The sequence below is a fragment of the Streptomyces sp. HUAS ZL42 genome, from assembly GCF_040782645.1.
GTDB lineage: Bacteria > Actinomycetota > Actinomycetes > Streptomycetales > Streptomycetaceae > Streptomyces.
Genome location: NZ_CP160403.1, coordinates 5,333,744 through 5,351,432, shown reverse-complemented (window position 1 = coordinate 5,351,432; position 17,689 = coordinate 5,333,744). Strand labels below are relative to the sequence as shown.

The window sequence follows — 17,689 nt, the reverse complement described above, 5'->3', positions numbered from 1 at the left end:
GGGCGGGGCGGCCGGACAGGCCGCGGGCCCGCCCGGCCGGCCTCACAGCTGGGTCGGCTGGCGCTGGGTCAGGCCGTACGTCTTCGCGATCGCGTTCCACAGCCGGGCGGCCGTCTTCTTCTGGGTGCTCGCGATACCGCTGTCGCGGTTGCCGGCCTGGGTCTGACCGGTGGAGCGGGCCTGGCCCTTCCCGCACAGCTTCTTGTTGCCGGCGACCTGGTCCGCCCAGGCCGCGTAGTGGTTGTCGGCCGACGCGGACGCCTGCCACGCCTTGGTGAGGGCGGCGGTCAGCTCGGCGTGGTTCGGGAGCTTGTCCACGGACAGGCCGGACAGCTTGGTGACCAGGCCGGTGCGCTGCCCCGCCGCGTCGCGCAGGTCCGAGGCCGCCTGGTCGAGGTTGCGGCAGGCCTTCACGTCGGCCACCGCGCTGATCACGCTGGCCCGGCTGCTGCCGCTGTCGGACAGCAGCTTGTCCAGGGCGATCGCCTGCTGCTCGGCCGGATCGGCGGCCGCCGAGGCGGAGCCGTCGGTCGCGGGAGCCGACGCGGCCACCGTCTTGTTGTTGTCGCTCTGGTCGTCGCCCCCGCCGCCCAGCAGTGCGCCCGCGCCGATGCCGACGACGACGATGCACACGCCGATGGCGGCGATCAGCGGCACACGCGAGCCGGTACGGCGGCCGCCGTCGTCCTCGTCCCTGACCCCGCGCTGCCCGCCCGGCCGGGTCGGCGGGGCGTACGCGGGCTGGGCCCCGTAACCGCCGTATCCGCTCTCCTGCTGGAAGCTCGGCAGCAGCTGGGTGGCCCCGGCCGGCCCGTCACCGGCCGGCCCGCTGCGGAACAGGTTCTCGAACTCGGCGGGCGTCCGCCGCTCCCCGTAGGGCGCCCCGCCGCCGGGGTGGCCGGTCACGGGCGGGATGTACTGGGTGGCCTGGGCGTCGGGGTCGGCGACACCGGGGTGGGGTCCGGCGGGAGGCAGCGGTCCCGGTCCGGCCTGTGGCGACCGGCCGAGATACTGCGTCTCCTCGGACGGCACCTCGGGCGGCAGGGCGCCCGGGCCCACCGGAGGGATGTACTGGGTCGCGCCCTCGTCGAAGGGCGCGGCCGGGACCGGAGGCAGGTACTGGGTGGCGCCCTCGTCGGCGAGGGGCAGGGGGGCGCTCGGGACCCCGTGCCCGGCGGAGGGCAGGCCGCCCGCCCCGGGAGCGTACGGGTCACTGGCGGCGTAGGAGGGCTGCGCGCCCGGCATACCCGTGCCGTACGCCGGGGCGTGCGCGCCCTCAGGCGGCAGGGGGCCGGGGCCCGGCAGGGAGGGGGTGCCGCCCGCCGGTTGCGGTGTGCCCCAGGACTGGTCCGCGGGCTCCCCCCACGCCTGGTCGGGCGGGGCCGGCCAGTCCTGTCCCGGCGGCGGGGCCGAGGTCTGCTGCTGGTCGGGGCCCCACGGCCGGCCCCAGGCCTGGCCGCCCGCCGGTGTCCCGGTGGAGGTCTGCCGGCCGTACAACGGCGGGAATTGCGCGCCGGGTTGCTGCTCCGCCGGCGCACCGCCGGGCTGCTGACCGCCGTGTCCGCCCGTCATGCCCGGCAGCAGAGGTTCGCCACCGTCGGAGGGCAGCACGATGCCTTCGCGCGCGGGCCGCGCCGAGGGCTCCTCGCCCTGTCCACTCTGCGTCACCGGGACTCCTACGAATGGGGGACTGTCGGAATCGTCGGCTCACGCTACCGGGTCCCCTGAGCCGGGTGCTACGCAGCTCAGGGCGTGAGCTGCGTCCCTGTGACCGCAGTAACAGATCCGGTCCCCCATCCGCCACATACGCGCTCCTTTCGCAGCCGGAGCTTTCGTTCTCCTCTCGTTCACGCCCTCGTACGCCCTGGTTTCACGCCGCCGCCTGCACCTCCAGCCGCGCCCCGAACTCCCGCACCACCGGCTCGTCCCGGTACGGCTCCAGCCGCTGCTGGAAGTCCTCCAGATACTCGGCGCCGCGGTTGGAGCGGAGGGTGTCCAGCAGTTCCACCGCCTTCATCCCCGTACTGCAGGCCTGTTCGATCTCCCGCTGCTGCACCTGGGCGGTGGCGAGCAGCACATAGCCGATGGCCCGCCTGCGCGCCCGCGACTCCGGGTGCCCGTCCAGCGACTCCTGCGCGCGCCGGGCCGCCGCCTCGGCCTGCCCGAGGTCGCGGTGGCAGTGCGCCAACTCGTCGGCCAGATAGGCCTCGTCGAAGTGCGCGATCCACGCCGGGTCGTCCCCGGAGGCCGGGTCGGCCTGTTCCAGGGCGCTCACCGCCCGCCCGGAGGCCGCCTGGGCCGACCGGGCGTCGCCCATCAGCGCGTGCCCGCGTGCCTCCGCCGCGAAGAACATCGCCTCCGCCCGCGGTGTCACGCGCCCGCGCGCCCCCTCCTGCGCCGCGCGCGCCAACTGCGCGATCTCCCGGGGGTTGCCGAGCTGCGCGGCGAGATGGCTCATGGAGGCGGCGAGGACGTAGCCGCCGTAGCCGCGGTCGCCCGCTGCCTGGGCCAGGCGCAGGGCCTGGATGTAGTAGCGCTGGGCGAGTCCGGGCTGCCCGGTGTCGACGGCCATGTATCCGGCGAGCTCGGTCAACCGCGCCACCGCGGCGAAGAGTTCACGCCCCACGGCCTCCCGGTAGGAGCCCGCCAGCAGTCCCGAGACGACACTGTTCAGGTAGTGCACGACGACCGGGCGCACATGCCCGCTGCCGTACTGGTGGTCCAGGTCGGTGAGCGCCTGTGTCATCGCCCGTACGGCCGCCACGTCGGACAGCCCCACCCGCGGCCCCGCGGAGCGTGCCACCTGCGCGTCGGGCGAGGAGATCAGCCAGTCGCGGCTCGGTTCGACCAGCGCGGACGCCGCGACGGACGAGCCGGAGAGGAAGTCGCGGCGCCCCACGTCGCTGCGCCACAGCTCACACACCTGCTCGATGGCCCCCAGTACGGTCGGCGAGAACTGGAGACCGACACCCGACGCGAGGTTCTTGCCGTTGGCCATGCCGATCTCGTCGATCGTGACCGTACGGCCCAGCTTGCGGCCCAGCGCCTCGGCGATGATCGCCGGGGCCCGTCCGCGCGGCTGCTGCCCGCGCAGCCAGCGCGCCACGGACGTCTTGTCGTAGCGCAGGTCGAGACCGTGCTCGGCGCCGCACATGTTGACCCGGCGGGCGAGCCCCGCGTTGGAGCACCCCGCCTCCTGGATGAGCGCCTGCAGCCGTTCGTTCGGCTGCCGCGCGACGAGAGGCCTTGCGGCCATGGCGTACCCCCTGTGGCTGCGGTGCCTGCCCGCGCACCGAGTTGACGTGTCTTCCACGGCTGGACCTCCTCGGGCACCGGCTGGTGCGCCGAAAGGATCCGGCCCTGAAGATCAATGCCCCACGGACATAACGAAAATGCGAGGCATGCGAGGATTGCCGGGGTAAAGGCGGAAGCCGACCCCACCCGTGACTACCCCTCTCCCGCCCCGGATCCTCCCGCGCGCCCCCTCACGTGCATCCATGCGCCCCAGATGACGAATCGATGCTCCTCCCCGCACGCCTCGGAGGCCCGTAACTCCAGGTGGATGCGGGAGTTGTGTTCAGCGTGGAAAAGACGATCCCGGCCACCGAAGCCGCCCAGATTCCGAAGCAGCGCGGGGATTCGCTGCTGGAGACCGCCGTTCGCTACGCCGAGGAGCGTCACTGGGACGTGTTTCCCGGCACCTGGCTGGAAGCCGTCGACGGTGTGCAGCGCTGCTCGTGCGGCGACGCCGCGTGCGGCGCGCCCGGCGCGCATGCGGCGCGCGGGGACTGGGCGGCGCAGGCCACCGGCAGTGCGACGGTCGCCCGCCGGATGTGGCAGAAGCAGCCGACGGCGTCGATCCTGCTGCCGACGGGGCGTACGTTCGACGCGGTGTCCGTGCCGGAGACCGCGGGGTTTCTCGCGCTGGCCCGTATGGAGCGGATGGAGCTGACGCTCGGGCCGGTGACGTTGACGCCCGATCGCCGGATGCAGTTCCTCGTGTTGCCGGGTGGGGCGGTGAAGGTGCCGGAGCTGGTGCGGAAGCTGGGGTGGTCGCTGGCGTCCCTTGATCTGGTGCCGCTCGGGGAGGGGGCGTATGTGGCTGCGCCGCCTACGCGGTTCGGGTCTCGGGGGGCCGTGCAGTGGGCCTGCCGGCCTACAGCGGTGAATCGGTGGTTGCCGGATGCGGAGGAGTTGATCTCGCCCTTGGCATATGCGTGCGGTCGGGATCGGTAGGCGGCGCCTTCTGTCCTGCGTGGTGTGCGTTTGTTCGGCCGCTGCGGGTTGTTCGTGGTCTGTCGCGCAGTTCCCCGCGCCCCTGGGGATGTTGTCCCGCCGTAGGGTTCAACATGACGGAGGGAGCAGTGGTGGGTTCAAGTGCCGTGCGTGTTCAAGGACTCTGGAAGCGGTTCGGGCAGCAGGTGGCTGTTGCCGGGATCGATCTGGAGTTGCCCGCGGGCAAGTTCATCGGGCTCGTCGGGCCGAACGGGGCCGGGAAGACCACCACGCTGTCGATGGTGACCGGGCTGCTGCGGCCCGATCAGGGGTCCGTCGAGGTCGTCGGGCACGACGTGTGGCGGGACCCGGTCGAGGTGAAGGCGCGGATCGGGGTACTGCCGGAGGGGCTGCGGCTGTTCGAGCGGCTGTCGGGGCGGGAACTGCTCGCCTATTCCGGGCGGTTGCGCGGACTGCCCGGCGCCGAGGTCGACAAACGGGCCACTCAGCTGCTCGACGTACTGGACCTGGCCGGTGCCCAGCACAAGCTGGTCGTGGACTACTCGACCGGCATGCGCAAGAAGATCGGGCTGGCCGCGGCCCTCCTCCACAACCCCGAAGTGCTCTTCCTCGACGAGCCGTTCGAGGGCGTCGACCCGGTGTCCGCCCAGACGATCCGGGGTGTGCTCGAGCGGTACACCGCCTCCGGCGCCACCGTCGTCTTCTCCTCGCACGTCATGGAGCTCGTCGAGTCGTTGTGCGACTGGGTGGCCGTCATGGCCGCCGGCCGCATCCGGGCGCACGGCACACTCGCTGAGGTGCGCGGCTCGGCCCCGACCCTGCAGAAGGCCTTCCTCGAACTCGTCGGCGCGAACGGCCGCGACACCGGTTCCGACCTGGACTGGCTGGGTGGCGGGGCGCGATGACGAGCGTGACCTCCACCGTCGTGCGGCTGAAGCTGTCGCTGCTCAGGAACGGGCTGCGGCAGTCGGGAGGCCGACGGGCCGCCTACATCGCCTCGGCCGTCGTCACCCTGCTGTTCGCCGCGCTGCAACTGCTCGGGCTGATCGCCCTGCGCGGGCACGCCCACGCCGCCTCCCTCGTCGTGCTGCTGGTGGCCGTGCTGGGCCTCGGCTGGGCGGTCATGCCGCTGTTCTTCCCGAGCGGCGACGAGACACTGGACCCGACCCGGCTGGTGATGCTGCCGCTGCGGCCACGGCCGCTGGTGCGGGCGCTGCTCGCGGCCTCGCTGGTCGGAATCGGTCCGCTGTTCACCCTGTTGATGGTGGCCGGGTCGGTGGTCGCCGTGGCGGACGGTGCGGCCGCCTACGTCGTGTCCGTCGTCGCCGTCGTCCTCGCGCTGCTCGTGTGCGTGGCCCTCGCGCGGGCCGTCGCCGCCGCCAACATCCGGCTGCTGACCAGCCGCAGAGGCCGCGATCTGGCCGTCCTGAGCGGCCTGGTCATCGCGATCGGGGCGCAGGTCGTCAACTTCGGCGTGCAGCGGCTGGGGTCGTCCGGGCTGGCCCAACTCGACCCTGTGTACGACGTGTTGCGGTGGGTGCCGCCCGCGGCGGCGATCGGCGCCGTGGACTCGGCGAGCGAGGGGTCGTACGGCGTGGCGGCCACCCAGATCGCCCTGACGGCAGGTGCGCTGGTGCTGCTGGTGACCGTGTGGTCGCGCAGTCTTACGCGGCTGATGACCGCACCCGACGGATCGACGCTGCAGGCCGCCGAGACGGCCACCCGCGACCGCGGTACGTCGACGACGCGACTCGGGCGGCTACTCCCCGCCGGCCGTACCGGGACGGTCATGGAGCGCAGCCTGCGCTACATCTGGCGCGATCCCAAGACCAAGGCGGCCTGGGTGACGTCCCTGGCGATCGGCCTGATCGTGCCCGTGTTCAACGCGCTGCAGGGCACCGGCTCGATCTACTTCGCCTGCTTCGCCGCCGGAATGCTCGGCATCCAGATGTACAACCAGTTCGGTCAGGACACGTCCGCGTTCTGGAGCGTCGCGATGACCATCTCCTCCAGCCGGGACGCCTACGTCGAGCTGCGCGCCCGGGCCCTGGCCCTGCTGGTGATCACCCTGCCGTACGCCACGCTGGTGACGGTGGTGACGACGGCGCTGCTGGGGGACTGGGCCAAGCTGCCCGAGGTGCTGGGGCTGTCCTTCGCACTGCTCGGCGCGATGCTGTCCACCGGCGCGTGGACGTCGGCCCGCTTCCCCTACTCCATTCCGCAGGAGGGCTACAAGAACGTGGCCCCCGGGCAGACCGGCCTCGCCTGGATAGCGATCTTCGGCGGCATGGTGGCGGCGGCCCTGCTGTGCGCCCCCGTCATCGCCCTGACGATCTGGCTGAACGTGAGCGCGGGCGGCGACGAGTGGAGCTGGGTGCTGCTGCCGACGGGGACGGCCTACGGCGCGGCGATCACCCTGCTCGGCCTCCGGCTGGCGGCTCCCCGCACGGCAGCCCGACTACCGGAGATCCTCACAGCGGTGAGCAAGGCCTGACGGGACAATGTGACGTACGGGCGGACCCACCCCCTTGGGGGCGCGGGGAGCTGCGCGACAAGCCACACCCAACCCGCACCCGCCACGAGACGGAACCCCCCGAGCTCACAGGCCCCTGGCGCTATCCAGCGAAGCGCACCGCGTCCAGGAACGGTTCGATCGCCGCCCGCCAGGCCTCCGGCTGGTCATAGTGGACGAGGTGACCGGCGTCGGCCACCTCCGCGTACTCCCCGCGGGGCAGCACACGCACCATCTCCTGGGCTTCGGCGCGGCCGAGTTCGCCGTCGAGGCCACGCACGACGAGGGCGGGGCACTGGACCTGGGTGAGCTCCTCCCAGTGCGCGTCGTACACCCAGGTCTCGCGGGACTTCAGCATCTGCTCCGGCTCGAAGACGGGACGCCAGCCGTCGGGCGACTCGTGCATCACCTCGGCGTAGAACTCACCGCGGGCCGGGTTCGGCCGCTCCACCCAGGGGTCGTCCTCGCCGAACCACTTGCGTACGTCGGCGAGCGTGGCGAAGGGGACGGGCCAGGACTTGAACCAGTCGGCCCACTCGCGCTGCGAGGCCGCGCCGAGCGCGGACGCCCGCATGTCGCAGATGATCAGGCCGCTCACCAGATCGGGGCGCTTGGCGGCGAGCTGCCACGCGGTCAGCGCGCCCATGGCGTGGCCGATGAGGACCGTCGGGGAGAGGCCGAGCTGTTCGAGGGCGGCCTCGGCGTCCTCGACGTACGCCTCACGGGTGAAGGAGGCCTGCGGGGGCTTGTCGCTCTGGCCGTGGCCGCGCTGGTCGAGCGCGACCGCACGGTGCCGCTCGGAGAGCCAGCGGGCGGTGGACGCCCAGTGCGAGGCGCGGCCCATCAGGCCGTGCAGTAACAGCACTCCGGGCGTGTGTTCGTGCTCGGGGGGCTGCGGGTGCGGGTCCACGGCCGGGGGCTCCGGGTGCGGACCCGGCTGTTCCGGTACGAGCTTCACCGGGTCGCTCTTGGGAGGGTCCCCGAACTCCCAGGCCGCCAGGCGTACGCCGCCCGCCCCGGTCACGTCGATGCGCCGCGCCATCCGTACTGGCACCCCCCTAGCTCCGCTCGGACCGCTCGCCACCGCTCGTCGAGCCGGCCGGTCCGGTGAAACGTGTCGTGTCTGCCGTCGTACCGCTGTCCTGTGTCCTGCCCTTGCTCTGGTGCTGCCGTGCGACCGTCTCGGGCGGCCGCGTCCATTCACGGGTGATTCCCGGCATCGTCGCGGCTGCGTGCCCACCCCCTGCAGCGCACGTTACGCGGTGCCCGTCACTCCCCAGACTATCGAATGCACATTCGAAAATGCCGGTCTCCGCGAGCAACACCCCTCGTTCGAGTGACCCCGCTCAAGGAATGATCGCCGCCGCCCAGGGGAGATCTTCAACGGGAGGCGGACCGCTCGGGGAAACCGGTCCGAGGGGGTTGACCCTGAGAGCTCGGGGCTCCGGGTCAACACAGGGGAGGACAGGCCCCGGTGCCACACGGCACCGGGGCCATCTCCTCGTCTGCGGCACATCCTCCCGCCCCCCTCAGGTCATATGCCTCACGCGACAGCCTCGCACGGGAAGGGCCGGAGCGCTGCGATTCGGCACAGTGAATCTTGGATTCGACGAGAACGAAGGGACGCCACAACTCCCCCCGCAGTCCCGGGAGTTGACGGGCGAACGCTCAGCGCTTGGCGACGAACACGTGCGAGGCGACGCCCGACTCCAGCTCGGCGGCCTCGCCACCGCTGCCGACCAGCACCCCGCCAGCGGACTCCGTCACACTGACCACCGAACCGGGCTGCACGCCGGCCCGCCGCAGCGTGTACATCAGCTGCGCGTCCGTCTGGATCGGCTCACCGATACGGCGGACGACGACCGTCTTGCCGTCGGTGCCCGGGTCGAGCTCGGCCAGCGAGACCATGCCCTCGTCCAGGAAGGGGTCGGCGCCGTCCTTCTCACCCAGCTCCTCGAGGCCCGGGATCGGGTTGCCGTACGGCGACTCGGTCGGGTGCCGCAGCAGCTCCAGCACGCGCCGCTCCACGGCCTCGCTCATCACGTGCTCCCAGCGGCACGCCTCGGCGTGCACCTGCTCCCACTCCAGCCCGATCACGTCGACGAGCAGACACTCCGCGAGCCGGTGCTTGCGCATGACACGCGTGGCCAGCCGACGCCCCTCGTCCGTCAGCTCCAGGTGCCGGTCGCTGGCCACGGAGACCAGGCCGTCGCGCTCCATCCGCGCCACGGTCTGGCTGACGGTCGGCCCGCTCTGGTCGAGCCGCTCCGCGATACGGGCGCGCATGGGGACCACACCTTCCTCCTCCAGCTCGAGGATGGTGCGGAGATACATCTCCGTGGTGTCGATCAGTCCGGACATACGTGCCCCTCGATTAGCTCTGCCGAAAACCAGACGGCTCTCCGGCGCGTGCGCTGGCCCTGAAGCCAATTCTGACGCATACCACTGACAACCGTGCCGCGCCGGTGAAACGAGGCGGTCAAGTCAGGGCCGTCGGACTGCGCCCGACCCCCGACGGCCGTATTGACACGGCACTGGTCCAGACCACACAGTGATCCGCAACACAGACCACGCCCACCCACCGAAGACAGTGAAGGGGCCCCGCGGATGACCGACCGCACGCTCGCCGGCCAGTTCTTCGACGCCGCGATCACCCTCCTGCAACGGGCCCGCGACGAGGAAGCCGACACCATCGAGGCAGCCGGCACACTCCTCGCCGACACCGTCACCACCGGCGGCCGCCTCTTCGCCTTCGGCGCCGGCCACTCCTCCCTCGCCGCCCAGGACGTCGTCTACCGCGCCGGCGGCCTCGCCCTGATGAACCTGCTCGCAGTCCCCGGCGCCGTGGGCGTCGACGTCATGCCCGCCACCCTCGGGTCCGCCCTGGAGCGGGTCGACGGCCTCGCGAGCGCCGTCCTCGCCACCTCGCCCCTCCGCGCCGGCGACGCCCTCGTGATCATCTCCCTGTCCGGCCGCAACGCCCTCCCCGTCGAGATGGCCATGAAGGCCGGCGAGCTCGGTGTGCGGGTCATCGGCGTGACATCGGCGGCGTACGCCACGGAGACGGAGTCCCGTCACGTCTCGGGCACGTATCTCAAGGACCACTGCGACATCGTCCTCGACTCGAAGATCGCGATCGGCGACGCGGAACTCACCCACGACACCATCCCGGCCCCCTTCGCCCCCGCCTCCACGGTCGTCACCTCGGCCCTCCTCCAGGCGGTCATGGCCACCACGGCAGGCATCCTGGCCGACCGCGGCATCGAACCCCCGCTCCTGCGCTCCGGCAACGTCGACGGCGGCCACGAGTGGAACCGCCGCGTGATGGAGGAGTACGGCGACCGGATCTTCTACCAGCGCTGAGCGCTCCGCCGGAATCGCCGCGATGTGCCGTCGATCGTCTGCCGCACCGTCGTGGCTGGTCGCGCAGTTCCCCGCGCCCCTTCAGGGCGCTGCCGAACCGCAGTGACCTTCGCTCGACCTGCTTCGACCCGCCCCGCCGCCGGCCGCCCTACTCCCGCTCCACCAGCCCCGCCAGATCCAGCGCCACCGCGATCCGTACGGCGACGTCCTCGGCGTACGTCGTGTCGGACCGTTCGAACGCGCTGCGTCCGCCGCCGCGCAGGAACGTCACGACGCCGAGCGTCCGCCCCCGGCTGCGCAGCACCGCGCACAAGGCGTGCACCGTGTCCTGCGGCCACTGCCGGGCCTTGGCCCACTCCCGCGCGTGCTCGGCCGGCACGGTGCCGATGCTGGCCCGGACGGACCCGGCGCGCTCCACGCACTGCAGCGCCGGATGCCCGTCGCCGTACCGCACGGGCAGCCCGGCCCGGCCGTCGAGAGTGCTCGGCCCCGGCGCCCCGGACGGGGTGGCCGCGATCCGCACCAGCCGTACCGGCCCGCTCGCCTCCCCGTCGGCCACCGCGGCGCCCGCCACACGGTCGACGAGGGCGTGGTCGGCGAACCCGGCGAGCGCGAAGTCGAGGTGGACGGTGGCCGCCTCCCCCGGGTCCTCGCACTCGGCGGCGGCACGCGCCGCGCGGTGCAGCTGATTGCTGCGGAAGCGCAGCAGCGCCGCGTCCTGCTCGCCCTGCTTGGTCTCGGTGATGTCCTGGAACAGCCAGCCGACCCCGAGCGGCACCGGCTCCTCCGCGAGCGGTGAGGCCAGCCGCAGGAACCCGCTGCGCCAGCAGCGCCGCTTCTCGCCCTCAGGGCTGCGCACGCTCACCCAGATCTCGGCGGGCGCGGGCGGCGCGCCCTCCGCGAGGACGTGCGTGAGGGCGTTCTCGAGCTCCTCGACGCCCTGCGAGAGCAGTTCGCCCAGCGGCCGGCCCAGTACGGCCGTACGCCCCGTGCCGAGCGCCCGCGCAGCGTGCGCGTTGACGACAGCGGGCCGCAGGTCGACATCGACGAGTACGACACCCCAGCTCGCGTCCTCGAACAGCGCCTCGCTCAGCGCGATGGACCGCTCCAGGTCGATCTGCGCGTGCACCTCGCTGAACGCGCAGTAAACGCCCGCGGGCTTCCCGTCGGGTCCGTGCACGGCAGCGGACTGGGTCCGTACGAGCACGCGCCCGCCGTCCTTCGTCAGCAACGCGAACTCGTGCACCTGCCGGCCGGGCGACTGCATGGCGGACATGAGCCGCCCCTCGACCTCCGCGGCGTCCGCGCTGCGCACGGCCCAGCCCGCGAACCCCTGGCGCCCGACCGCCTCGTCCGCGGCCCAGCCGAGGATCCGCTCGGCCTCGCGGTTCCAATGGGTCACGACACCGTCGGCGTCGAAGGCGCACAGCGCCGCGTCCATGCCGTCGAGGAGCGCGGCGAGCAGGTCCGAGCCGGAGCCGTCCGAAGCATCCCGCTCGGGCTGCTCGGGCTCGTCCGGCCCCAGCTCGTCGGTGGTCCCACTACGCCGGGAAGCACTCACCTGAACCCCCTGCAGGCTGCGTCCGCACCTACTGCGCGTCGGTTCACTCACTTGCAATCATTCAACTCGAACGTGACGCAGCACACACATGGTTCCCGCAAGATTGCCGGGGAATCGTTGTAGATCGCGTCACCGGGACGGCTCCCGCCTACGGCTCCTCGGCCGCCAACCGCAGGTCGATCCACAGATCGCTCTCCCCGGGCAGCACATACCGCTCGGTCTCGACGAAACCGCGCGCTCGGGCGAAGTTCAAGCCGTCCTCGTTGACGGCCAGCACGCAGGTCTCGACCGCCCGCGCACCGAGCACGCGCGCGTGCTCCAGTCCTCTCTCGTACAGGGCCGTGCCGTATCCGCGTCTCCGGAACCCGGGCAGCACCCGCGCGATGACCGTCGCCACCGCCTCCTCCCCCTGGAGCGGCCGCACCGTCGAACACCCGACGAGCACGTCACCGAAGTACGCGTTCACCAGGTGATTGCGCCCGCCGCGCGCACGCACCTCGTCGAGGGACATCGCGGCGGGCGGCACGATCACGTTGTGCACGTGCCGCCACTCCTCGAGCATGCTGTCGCCAACCACGGCCTCGATACGAAGATCAGTCACCCCGAAAGCGAACCGCGCACGCCCGCGCGCGTCAACGTTCCGAAAAACGGTTGATCGGCCGGAGAACGGTTCTTAAGGTGGCTGGTACTTCGGAGAGGAGGTGGTTCGGCAGATGTATGCATACCGGACGGAAGAGGTGGCTGCGGGCTAGCGGCCCGCCGTCGTACTCGGTTCGGCGCCGGACCAGCGTGTGCGAGACACACGCAGCCGGCCAATCCAACGCAGTCACCCGGCCCGTGGGCTTGCCGGTACGTCCGGCCGGCTCCTCCTCGCGAGGACCCAAGCCCACGGGCCGTCTGCATGCCGCGGGACTAAGCGTCAGTGCGCGATGTCCCCGTAGCCCTCGATGTCCCTCGGGTCGCGGGCGCTCGGGCCGACGTAACGGGCCGAGGGGCGGACCAGGCGGCCTGTGCGCTTCTGTTCCAGGATGTGGGCCGACCAGCCTGCCGTGCGGGCGCAGGTGAACATGGACGTGAACATGTGGGCCGGGACCTCCGCGAAGTCCAGGACGATGGCCGCCCAGAACTCGACGTTCGTCGCGAGGACGCGGTCCGGGCGGCGGTTGTGGAGTTCCTCCAGGGCTGCCTTCTCCAGGGCCTCGGCGATCTCGAAGCGGGGAGCGCCGAGTTCGCGGGCGGTGCGGCGCAGGACCCGTGCGCGGGGGTCCTCGGCGCGGTAGACGCGGTGGCCGAAGCCCATGAGGCGTTCGCCGCGGTCCAGGGCCTGTTTGACGTACGCCTCGGCGTCGCCGGTACGTTCGATCTCCTCGATCATGCCGAGGACGCGGGAGGGGGCGCCGCCGTGCAGGGGGCCGGACATGGCTCCCACGGCGCCCGACAGTGCGGCCGCGACGTCGGCGCCGGTGGAGGCGATGACGCGGGCCGTGAAGGTGGAGGCGTTCATGCCGTGCTCGGCGGCGGACGTCCAGTAGGCATCCACGGCGGCCACGTGCTTGGGGTCCGGCTCCCCGCGCCAGCGGATCATGAAGCGTTCGACGACGGACTGGGCCTTGTCGATCTCGCGCTGCGGGACCATGGGCAGGCCCTGGCCGCGGGCGGACTGGGCGACGTAGGAGAGGGCCATGACGGCGGCGCGGGCGAGGTCCTCGCGGGCCTGGGCCTCGTCGATGTCGAGGAGGGGGCGCAGGCCCCAGACGGGCGCCAGCATGGCCAGTGCCGACTGCACGTCGACCCGGATGTCGCCGGAGTGCACCGGGATCGGGAACGGTTCGGCGGGCGGCAGGCCGGGGTTGAAGGCGCCGTCGACGAGCAGGCCCCAGACGTTGCCGAACGAGACGTGGCCGACGAGGTCCTCGATGTCGACGCCCCGGTACCGGAGTGCGCCGCCTTCCTTGTCCGGTTCGGCGATCTCCGTTTCGAACGCGATGACTCCTTCGAGTCCGGGTACGAAGTCGGACATCAGGCGGCTCCTCATGCTGTGTGCGACGGATGGCGCCCCGTGGATCCACGGTCGGGTCCGAAGCCTCGTGTTGTCGAGGTCTCACGGCCGAGGACTCGCGGTCGAGGGCGGTCACCCCGGTGATGCCCGGTGCGGCTGGTGGTCATCCAACCGGGATGGCCACAGCACCATAATCCCCGAGTGCCACGTTTGGGGAGAGTTTGCGGCACTGAGTGCCACCCGTGTGCTGCGGAACACGGCCCCGCCGGGGCGCGCTCATACGGCAAGATGACCACGTGAACGACCACGACGCCCTCGCCTTCGATCCCGCTTCCATGCGCAAGCACTACCGGGCCGAGGGCCTCGCCGAGTCCGACCTGGCCGCCACTCCGGTGGAGCAGTTCGCGCGCTGGTTCAAGCAGGCCGCGACGGAGGCACACCTGTTCGAGCCGAACGCCATGGTCGTCTCCACGGCGGACGCCGAGGGCCGGCCCAGCTCCCGTACGGTGCTGCTGAAGCAGTTCGACGAGCAGGGCTTCGTCTTCTACACCAACTACGACTCCCGCAAGGCCCGCGACCTCGCCGAGAACCCGTACGTCTCGCTGCTGTTCCCCTGGCACCCGATGGCCCGCCAGGTCATCGTCCTGGGCGTCGCCCGGCGCACCGGCCGCGACGAGACCGCCGCCTACTTCCGCACCCGGCCGCACGGCTCCCAGCTCGGCGCCTGGGCCAGCGCCCAGTCCTCGGTGATCGCCACGCGCACCGACCTCGACGCCGCGTATGCCGAACTCGAAGCCCGCTATCCGGAGGGCGAGCAGGTGCCGGTGCCGCCGCACTGGGGCGGTTTCCGGGTGGCCCCGCAGTCGGTGGAGTTCTGGCAGGGGCGCGAGAACCGGCTGCACGACCGACTGCGGTACGTCGCGGAGGCGGACGGGAGCTGGCGGGTGGAGCGGCTCAGTCCATGAGCCGGGAAAGTCCATAGCCGGGAAAGCCCATGAGCCGGGAAAGCCCATGAGCCGGGACGTGCCGGACCCTGCCTGGCCGGACCCTGCACGGCCACACCTCAGCCCAGCGTCTCCTCCAGCAGCGCCGCCCACTGCGTCACCACCCGCTCCCGCCTCGCCCCGTCGTCCGTGAGCAGGTTCGCCAGGCCGAGCCCCCGGGCCATGTCCAGCACTCCCTGCACCGTCTCCCGCACGCCGGGTCTGGACTCGTCGGCGCCCAGCAGGTCCACGGCTATGCGGTGGGTCTCGCGGCCGACGCGGGCCTCAAGTTCCGTGACGCGCGGCCGCAGCTGCTCCTCGTTGGAGGCGGCGACCCACAGGTGCAGGGCGGCGCGGAAGAGCGGGCCGGTGTAGAGGTCGACGAGGGCCGCCACCACCGCCCGCCGGTCCCCGGCCGCGCCCTGCGGGAACAGGGCGCGCAGGGCGGTGGAGCGTTCCTCGGCGACGTACTCCACGGCGGCCGTGAAGAGGTCCTCGCGAGTCGGGAAGTGGTGCTGGGCGGCACCGCGGGAGACGCCGGCGCGTTCGGCGACGACGGAGACCGTGGAGCCCGCCCAGCCGTGTTCGGCGAGGCAGGCCACGGCGGCCTCCAGGAGCCGCTGCCGGGTGGCCCGGCTGCGGTCCTGCTTGGGGACGCGCTCGACGCGCTCTTCTGTGGTCACAGCACCCATGTGGGATCCCGTCGTTCAAGGAAGGCCGTCATCCCCTCGCGTGCCTGCGGGGAGGAGAACAGCCGGGCCGAGAGCGCGGTGAGGTCGGCCGCGTCCCGGTCGAATGCCTCCAGCACCCTAGCCGTGAGCAGCTGTTTCGTCTCGGCCAGGCCCTGGGGGGCGGCCTTGCGCAAGCCGTCGAGGACGGGGGCCAGTACGGCGTCCACGTCGTCCGGGTCCTTCGCCGCCGCCGTGATCAGGCCGATGCGGGCGGCCTCGGCCGCGTCGAAGCGCTCGCCGGTGAGGTAGTAGCGGGCGAGGGCCCGCGGGTCGGTGCGGGGCAGCAGCGGCAGTGAGATCACCGCCGGGGCCACCCCGATCCGTACCTCCGTGAACGCGAACGTGGACGCCGCCGACGCGGCCGCGATGTCGCAGGCGCCCAGCAGGCCGAGGCCGCCCGCGCGGACGTGCCCGGCGACCCGGGCGACGACGGGTTTGCGCAGTTCGACGATCTGCCGGAGCAGCCCCACCAGGGCGTCGGGGTGCGGGGGGTCGCGCAGGTCGGCGCCCGCGCAGAAGGTGTTGCCGGTGTGGGTGAGGACGACCGCGCGCACGTCGGTGTCCTTGCCGCAGTCGGCCAGGGCGTCGGCCAGTTCGCCGACGAGCGCCGCGGACAGGGCGTTGCGGTTGTCCGGCGAGTCGAGGCCGAGGGTCTCGATGCCCCGCGCGCGCGTGCGGCCGATCAGTGTCGTCACGTGAGCTCCCGGAGTTGCCGGCGCAGGATCTTCCCGGAGGCGGCCCGCGGCACCCCGTCGATGAAGGTGACCTGCCGGATCCGCTTGTAGGGGGCGACGCGTTCGGCGACGTACATCATGACCTCTCCCTCGGAGAGGTCGGTCGCGGAGGGCTGGCGGACGACGTACGCGCGCGGGACTTCGTTGCCCTCGTCGTTGTAGACGCCGATGACGGCGGCGTCGGCGATTCCGGGGTGGGTGAGGAGCAGGGCTTCGAGCTCCGCCGGGGCCACCTGGAAGCCCTTGTACTTGATGAGTTCCTTGACCCTGTCGACGACGAACAGCCAGCCGCCGGCGTCGACATGGCCGACGTCGCCGGTGTGCAGCCAGCCGTCCGGGTCGATCATCCCGGCGGTGGCGTCGGGGCGGTTCAGGTAGCCCTTCATGACCTGGGGGCCGCGGATGAGGATCTCTCCGGCCTCGCCGACGCCGAGGTCCTTGTCGGGGTCGTCGAGGGAGACGATGCGCATCTCGGTGCCGGCGATGAGCCTGCCGACCGTGCCGGGAGGGGCGTCGCGCATGGCGTCGAGCGGTACGACGTGCGTGCCGGGCGACAGTTCCGTCATGCCGTAGGCCTGTCCGACGGGCGGCAGGTCGAGGCGGCTCGAGCAGGCGGCCGCGAGCTCGGCGTCCAGCGGGGCGGCGGCGCTGATGATGTACTTCAGCGACGACAGGTCGTACTGCGCGACGGCCGGGTGCTTGGCCAGGGCGAGGACGATCGGCGGGGCCACGTACAGGCCGGTGATGCGGTGGTTCTGGATGGCCGCGAGGAAGGTCTCCAGCTCGAAGCGGGTCAGTACGACGACGGTGGCGCCGCGCCGGAGGGGCGCGTTCATCAGTGCCGTCAGGCCGTAGATGTGGAAGAACGGCAGCACGGCGAGGATGCGGTCGCCGGGCCCGGCGGAGATGGCGGGTTCGAGCTGGGCGAGGTTGGTGGCTATCTGCCGGTGCGTGAGCATCACGCCCTTGGGGATGCCGGTGGTCCCCGACGAGTACGGGAGTGCGGCCACGTCCTCCACGGGGTCGATGTCGACCTGCGGTTCGGGGGCGGCCGACGCCAGCATGTCGATCAGCGAGCGGTGTCCGGGCGCGCTGTCGCAGACGAAGATCTCCTCGACGCCGCCCGCGAGTTCGGCGGCCCTGCGGGCGGTCTCGAGCAGCGGTGAGACGGTGACGATCCAGCGGGCGGCGGAGTCGCCGAGCTGCTTGGCGAACTCCTCGGGCGTGGCCAGCGGGTGCACGGTGGTGACGGAGGCACCCGCGCGCGTGGCCGCGTAGAAGGCGGCCGGGAAGGCGATCGTGTTCGGGCTGTGCAGGGCGAGAACGTCTCCCTTGCGCACGCCCGCCTCGGCGAGCGCGGCGGCGATCCGCCGGTGGAACCGGTCGAGTTGTTCGTACGTGAGGGTGGTGCCGTCCGTGCCGTCGATCAGCGCGGGCGCGTCACCGAACTCGGCGGCCCGGCCGAGGACGGCGTCATGGATGGGGAGTTCTACGGGCTGGACGTCTGCGTACTCGCTGCGGAACATCGGTTCCTCCTCGCACGACGGTGTGCGCCGAATCGCGGCCTGCG

The 17,689-nt window shown here is 72.1% G+C and carries 15 protein-coding genes; 5 read left to right on the top strand and 10 right to left on the bottom strand.

The features are described 5' to 3' along the window. Positions 1-42: 42 nt before the first annotated feature. A complete protein-coding gene (locus ABZO29_RS24700; protein ID WP_367322354.1) occupies positions 43-1,668 on the bottom strand; it encodes a hypothetical protein in 1,626 nt (541 codons plus the stop codon). Positions 1,669-1,870: 202 nt separating this feature from the next. Then, entirely contained in the window at positions 1,871-3,256 is a 1,386-nt protein-coding gene (locus ABZO29_RS24695; protein WP_367322353.1) for a transcriptional regulator, read from the bottom strand. Between the two features lie 326 nt (positions 3,257-3,582). Here ABZO29_RS24695 and ABZO29_RS24690 point away from each other — a divergent pair, with 326 nt between their 5' ends. The 3 genes from ABZO29_RS24690 (at position 3,583) to ABZO29_RS24680 (ending at position 6,730) form a co-directional block, all read left to right on the top strand. After that, the gene (locus tag ABZO29_RS24690) at positions 3,583-4,236 is read left to right on the top strand and encodes a bifunctional DNA primase/polymerase (protein WP_367322352.1); all 654 of its coding nucleotides are present in this window, start codon (positions 3,583-3,585) and stop codon (positions 4,234-4,236) included. Positions 4,237-4,349: 113 nt separating this feature from the next. Further along, positions 4,350-5,141: an ABC transporter ATP-binding protein gene (locus tag ABZO29_RS24685; protein WP_367322351.1), complete on the top strand. Its 792-nt coding sequence runs from the start codon at positions 4,350-4,352 to the stop codon at positions 5,139-5,141. After that, positions 5,138-6,730: a transporter gene (locus ABZO29_RS24680; protein ID WP_367322350.1), complete on the top strand. Its 1,593-nt coding sequence runs from the start codon at positions 5,138-5,140 to the stop codon at positions 6,728-6,730. The genes ABZO29_RS24685 and ABZO29_RS24680 overlap by 4 nt, the downstream gene beginning before the upstream one ends. 121 nt (positions 6,731-6,851) lie before the next feature. Here the strand turns inward: ABZO29_RS24680 and ABZO29_RS24675 are convergent, their stop codons facing one another. Then, the gene (locus ABZO29_RS24675) at positions 6,852-7,790 is read right to left on the bottom strand and encodes an alpha/beta fold hydrolase (protein WP_367322349.1); all 939 of its coding nucleotides are present in this window, start codon (positions 7,788-7,790) and stop codon (positions 6,852-6,854) included. Between the two features lie 626 nt (positions 7,791-8,416). Further along, the gene (locus tag ABZO29_RS24670; protein WP_367322348.1) at positions 8,417-9,109 is read right to left on the bottom strand and encodes a metal-dependent transcriptional regulator; all 693 of its coding nucleotides are present in this window, start codon (positions 9,107-9,109) and stop codon (positions 8,417-8,419) included. 246 nt (positions 9,110-9,355) lie between these two features. Here ABZO29_RS24670 and ABZO29_RS24665 point away from each other — a divergent pair, with 246 nt between their 5' ends. After that, a complete protein-coding gene (locus ABZO29_RS24665) occupies positions 9,356-10,111 on the top strand; it encodes an SIS domain-containing protein (RefSeq protein WP_367322347.1) in 756 nt (251 codons plus the stop codon). Between the two features lie 148 nt (positions 10,112-10,259). Here ABZO29_RS24665 and ABZO29_RS24660 read toward each other — a convergent pair whose 3' ends face one another. From ABZO29_RS24660 to ABZO29_RS24650, 3 genes are all read right to left on the bottom strand, one after another. Beyond that, positions 10,260-11,672 carry a PAS domain-containing protein gene (locus ABZO29_RS24660; RefSeq protein ID WP_367322346.1) on the bottom strand — a complete coding sequence of 471 codons (1,413 nt, stop codon included), beginning with the start codon at positions 11,670-11,672 and terminating at the stop codon, positions 10,260-10,262. A gap of 148 nt (positions 11,673-11,820) precedes the next feature. Further along, the gene (locus ABZO29_RS24655; protein WP_367322345.1) at positions 11,821-12,273 is read right to left on the bottom strand and encodes a GNAT family N-acetyltransferase; all 453 of its coding nucleotides are present in this window, start codon (positions 12,271-12,273) and stop codon (positions 11,821-11,823) included. A gap of 318 nt (positions 12,274-12,591) precedes the next feature. Next, complete coding sequence (locus tag ABZO29_RS24650) at positions 12,592-13,692, bottom strand: citrate synthase 2 (RefSeq protein ID WP_367322344.1); 1,101 nt, start codon at positions 13,690-13,692, stop codon at positions 12,592-12,594. Positions 13,693-14,006: 314 nt separating this feature from the next. Between ABZO29_RS24650 and pdxH the strand changes: the two genes are divergently transcribed. Then, complete coding sequence (gene pdxH / locus ABZO29_RS24645; RefSeq protein ID WP_367326230.1) at positions 14,007-14,636, top strand: pyridoxamine 5'-phosphate oxidase; 630 nt, start codon at positions 14,007-14,009, stop codon at positions 14,634-14,636. 98 nt (positions 14,637-14,734) lie between these two features. Here the strand turns inward: pdxH and ABZO29_RS24640 are convergent, their stop codons facing one another. The 3 genes from ABZO29_RS24640 to ABZO29_RS24630 are packed head-to-tail and all read right to left on the bottom strand — an operon-like array spanning position 14,735 to position 17,645. Then, entirely contained in the window at positions 14,735-15,346 is a 612-nt protein-coding gene (locus ABZO29_RS24640; protein ID WP_367322343.1) for a TetR/AcrR family transcriptional regulator, read from the bottom strand. Next, entirely contained in the window at positions 15,334-16,080 is a 747-nt protein-coding gene (locus ABZO29_RS24635) for an enoyl-CoA hydratase family protein (RefSeq protein WP_367322342.1), read from the bottom strand. The genes ABZO29_RS24640 and ABZO29_RS24635 overlap by 13 nt, the downstream gene beginning before the upstream one ends. Beyond that, positions 16,077-17,645 (bottom strand): 4-coumarate--CoA ligase family protein, encoded by a 1,569-nt coding sequence (locus ABZO29_RS24630; protein WP_367322341.1) that lies wholly within the window; start codon positions 17,643-17,645, stop codon positions 16,077-16,079. The genes ABZO29_RS24635 and ABZO29_RS24630 overlap by 4 nt, the downstream gene beginning before the upstream one ends. Positions 17,646-17,689: the final 44 nt, after the last annotated feature.

Coding starts and splice junctions, on each gene's coding strand:
- ABZO29_RS24695 (WP_367322353.1), bottom strand. CDS start 3,256: ATGGCCGCAAGGCCTCTCGTCGCGCGGCAGCCGAACGAACGGCTGCAG.
- ABZO29_RS24685 (WP_367322351.1), top strand. CDS start 4,350: ATGACGGAGGGAGCAGTGGTGGGTTCAAGTGCCGTGCGTGTTCAAGGA.
- ABZO29_RS24680 (WP_367322350.1), top strand. CDS start 5,138: ATGACGAGCGTGACCTCCACCGTCGTGCGGCTGAAGCTGTCGCTGCTC.
- ABZO29_RS24675 (WP_367322349.1), bottom strand. CDS start 7,790: ATGGCGCGGCGCATCGACGTGACCGGGGCGGGCGGCGTACGCCTGGCG.
- ABZO29_RS24670 (WP_367322348.1), bottom strand. CDS start 9,109: ATGTCCGGACTGATCGACACCACGGAGATGTATCTCCGCACCATCCTC.
- ABZO29_RS24665 (WP_367322347.1), top strand. CDS start 9,356: ATGACCGACCGCACGCTCGCCGGCCAGTTCTTCGACGCCGCGATCACC.
- ABZO29_RS24650 (WP_367322344.1), bottom strand. CDS start 13,692: ATGTCCGACTTCGTACCCGGACTCGAAGGAGTCATCGCGTTCGAAACG.
- pdxH (WP_367326230.1), top strand. CDS start 14,007: ATGCGCAAGCACTACCGGGCCGAGGGCCTCGCCGAGTCCGACCTGGCC.
- ABZO29_RS24640 (WP_367322343.1), bottom strand. CDS start 15,346: ATGGGTGCTGTGACCACAGAAGAGCGCGTCGAGCGCGTCCCCAAGCAG.
- ABZO29_RS24630 (WP_367322341.1), bottom strand. CDS start 17,645: ATGTTCCGCAGCGAGTACGCAGACGTCCAGCCCGTAGAACTCCCCATC.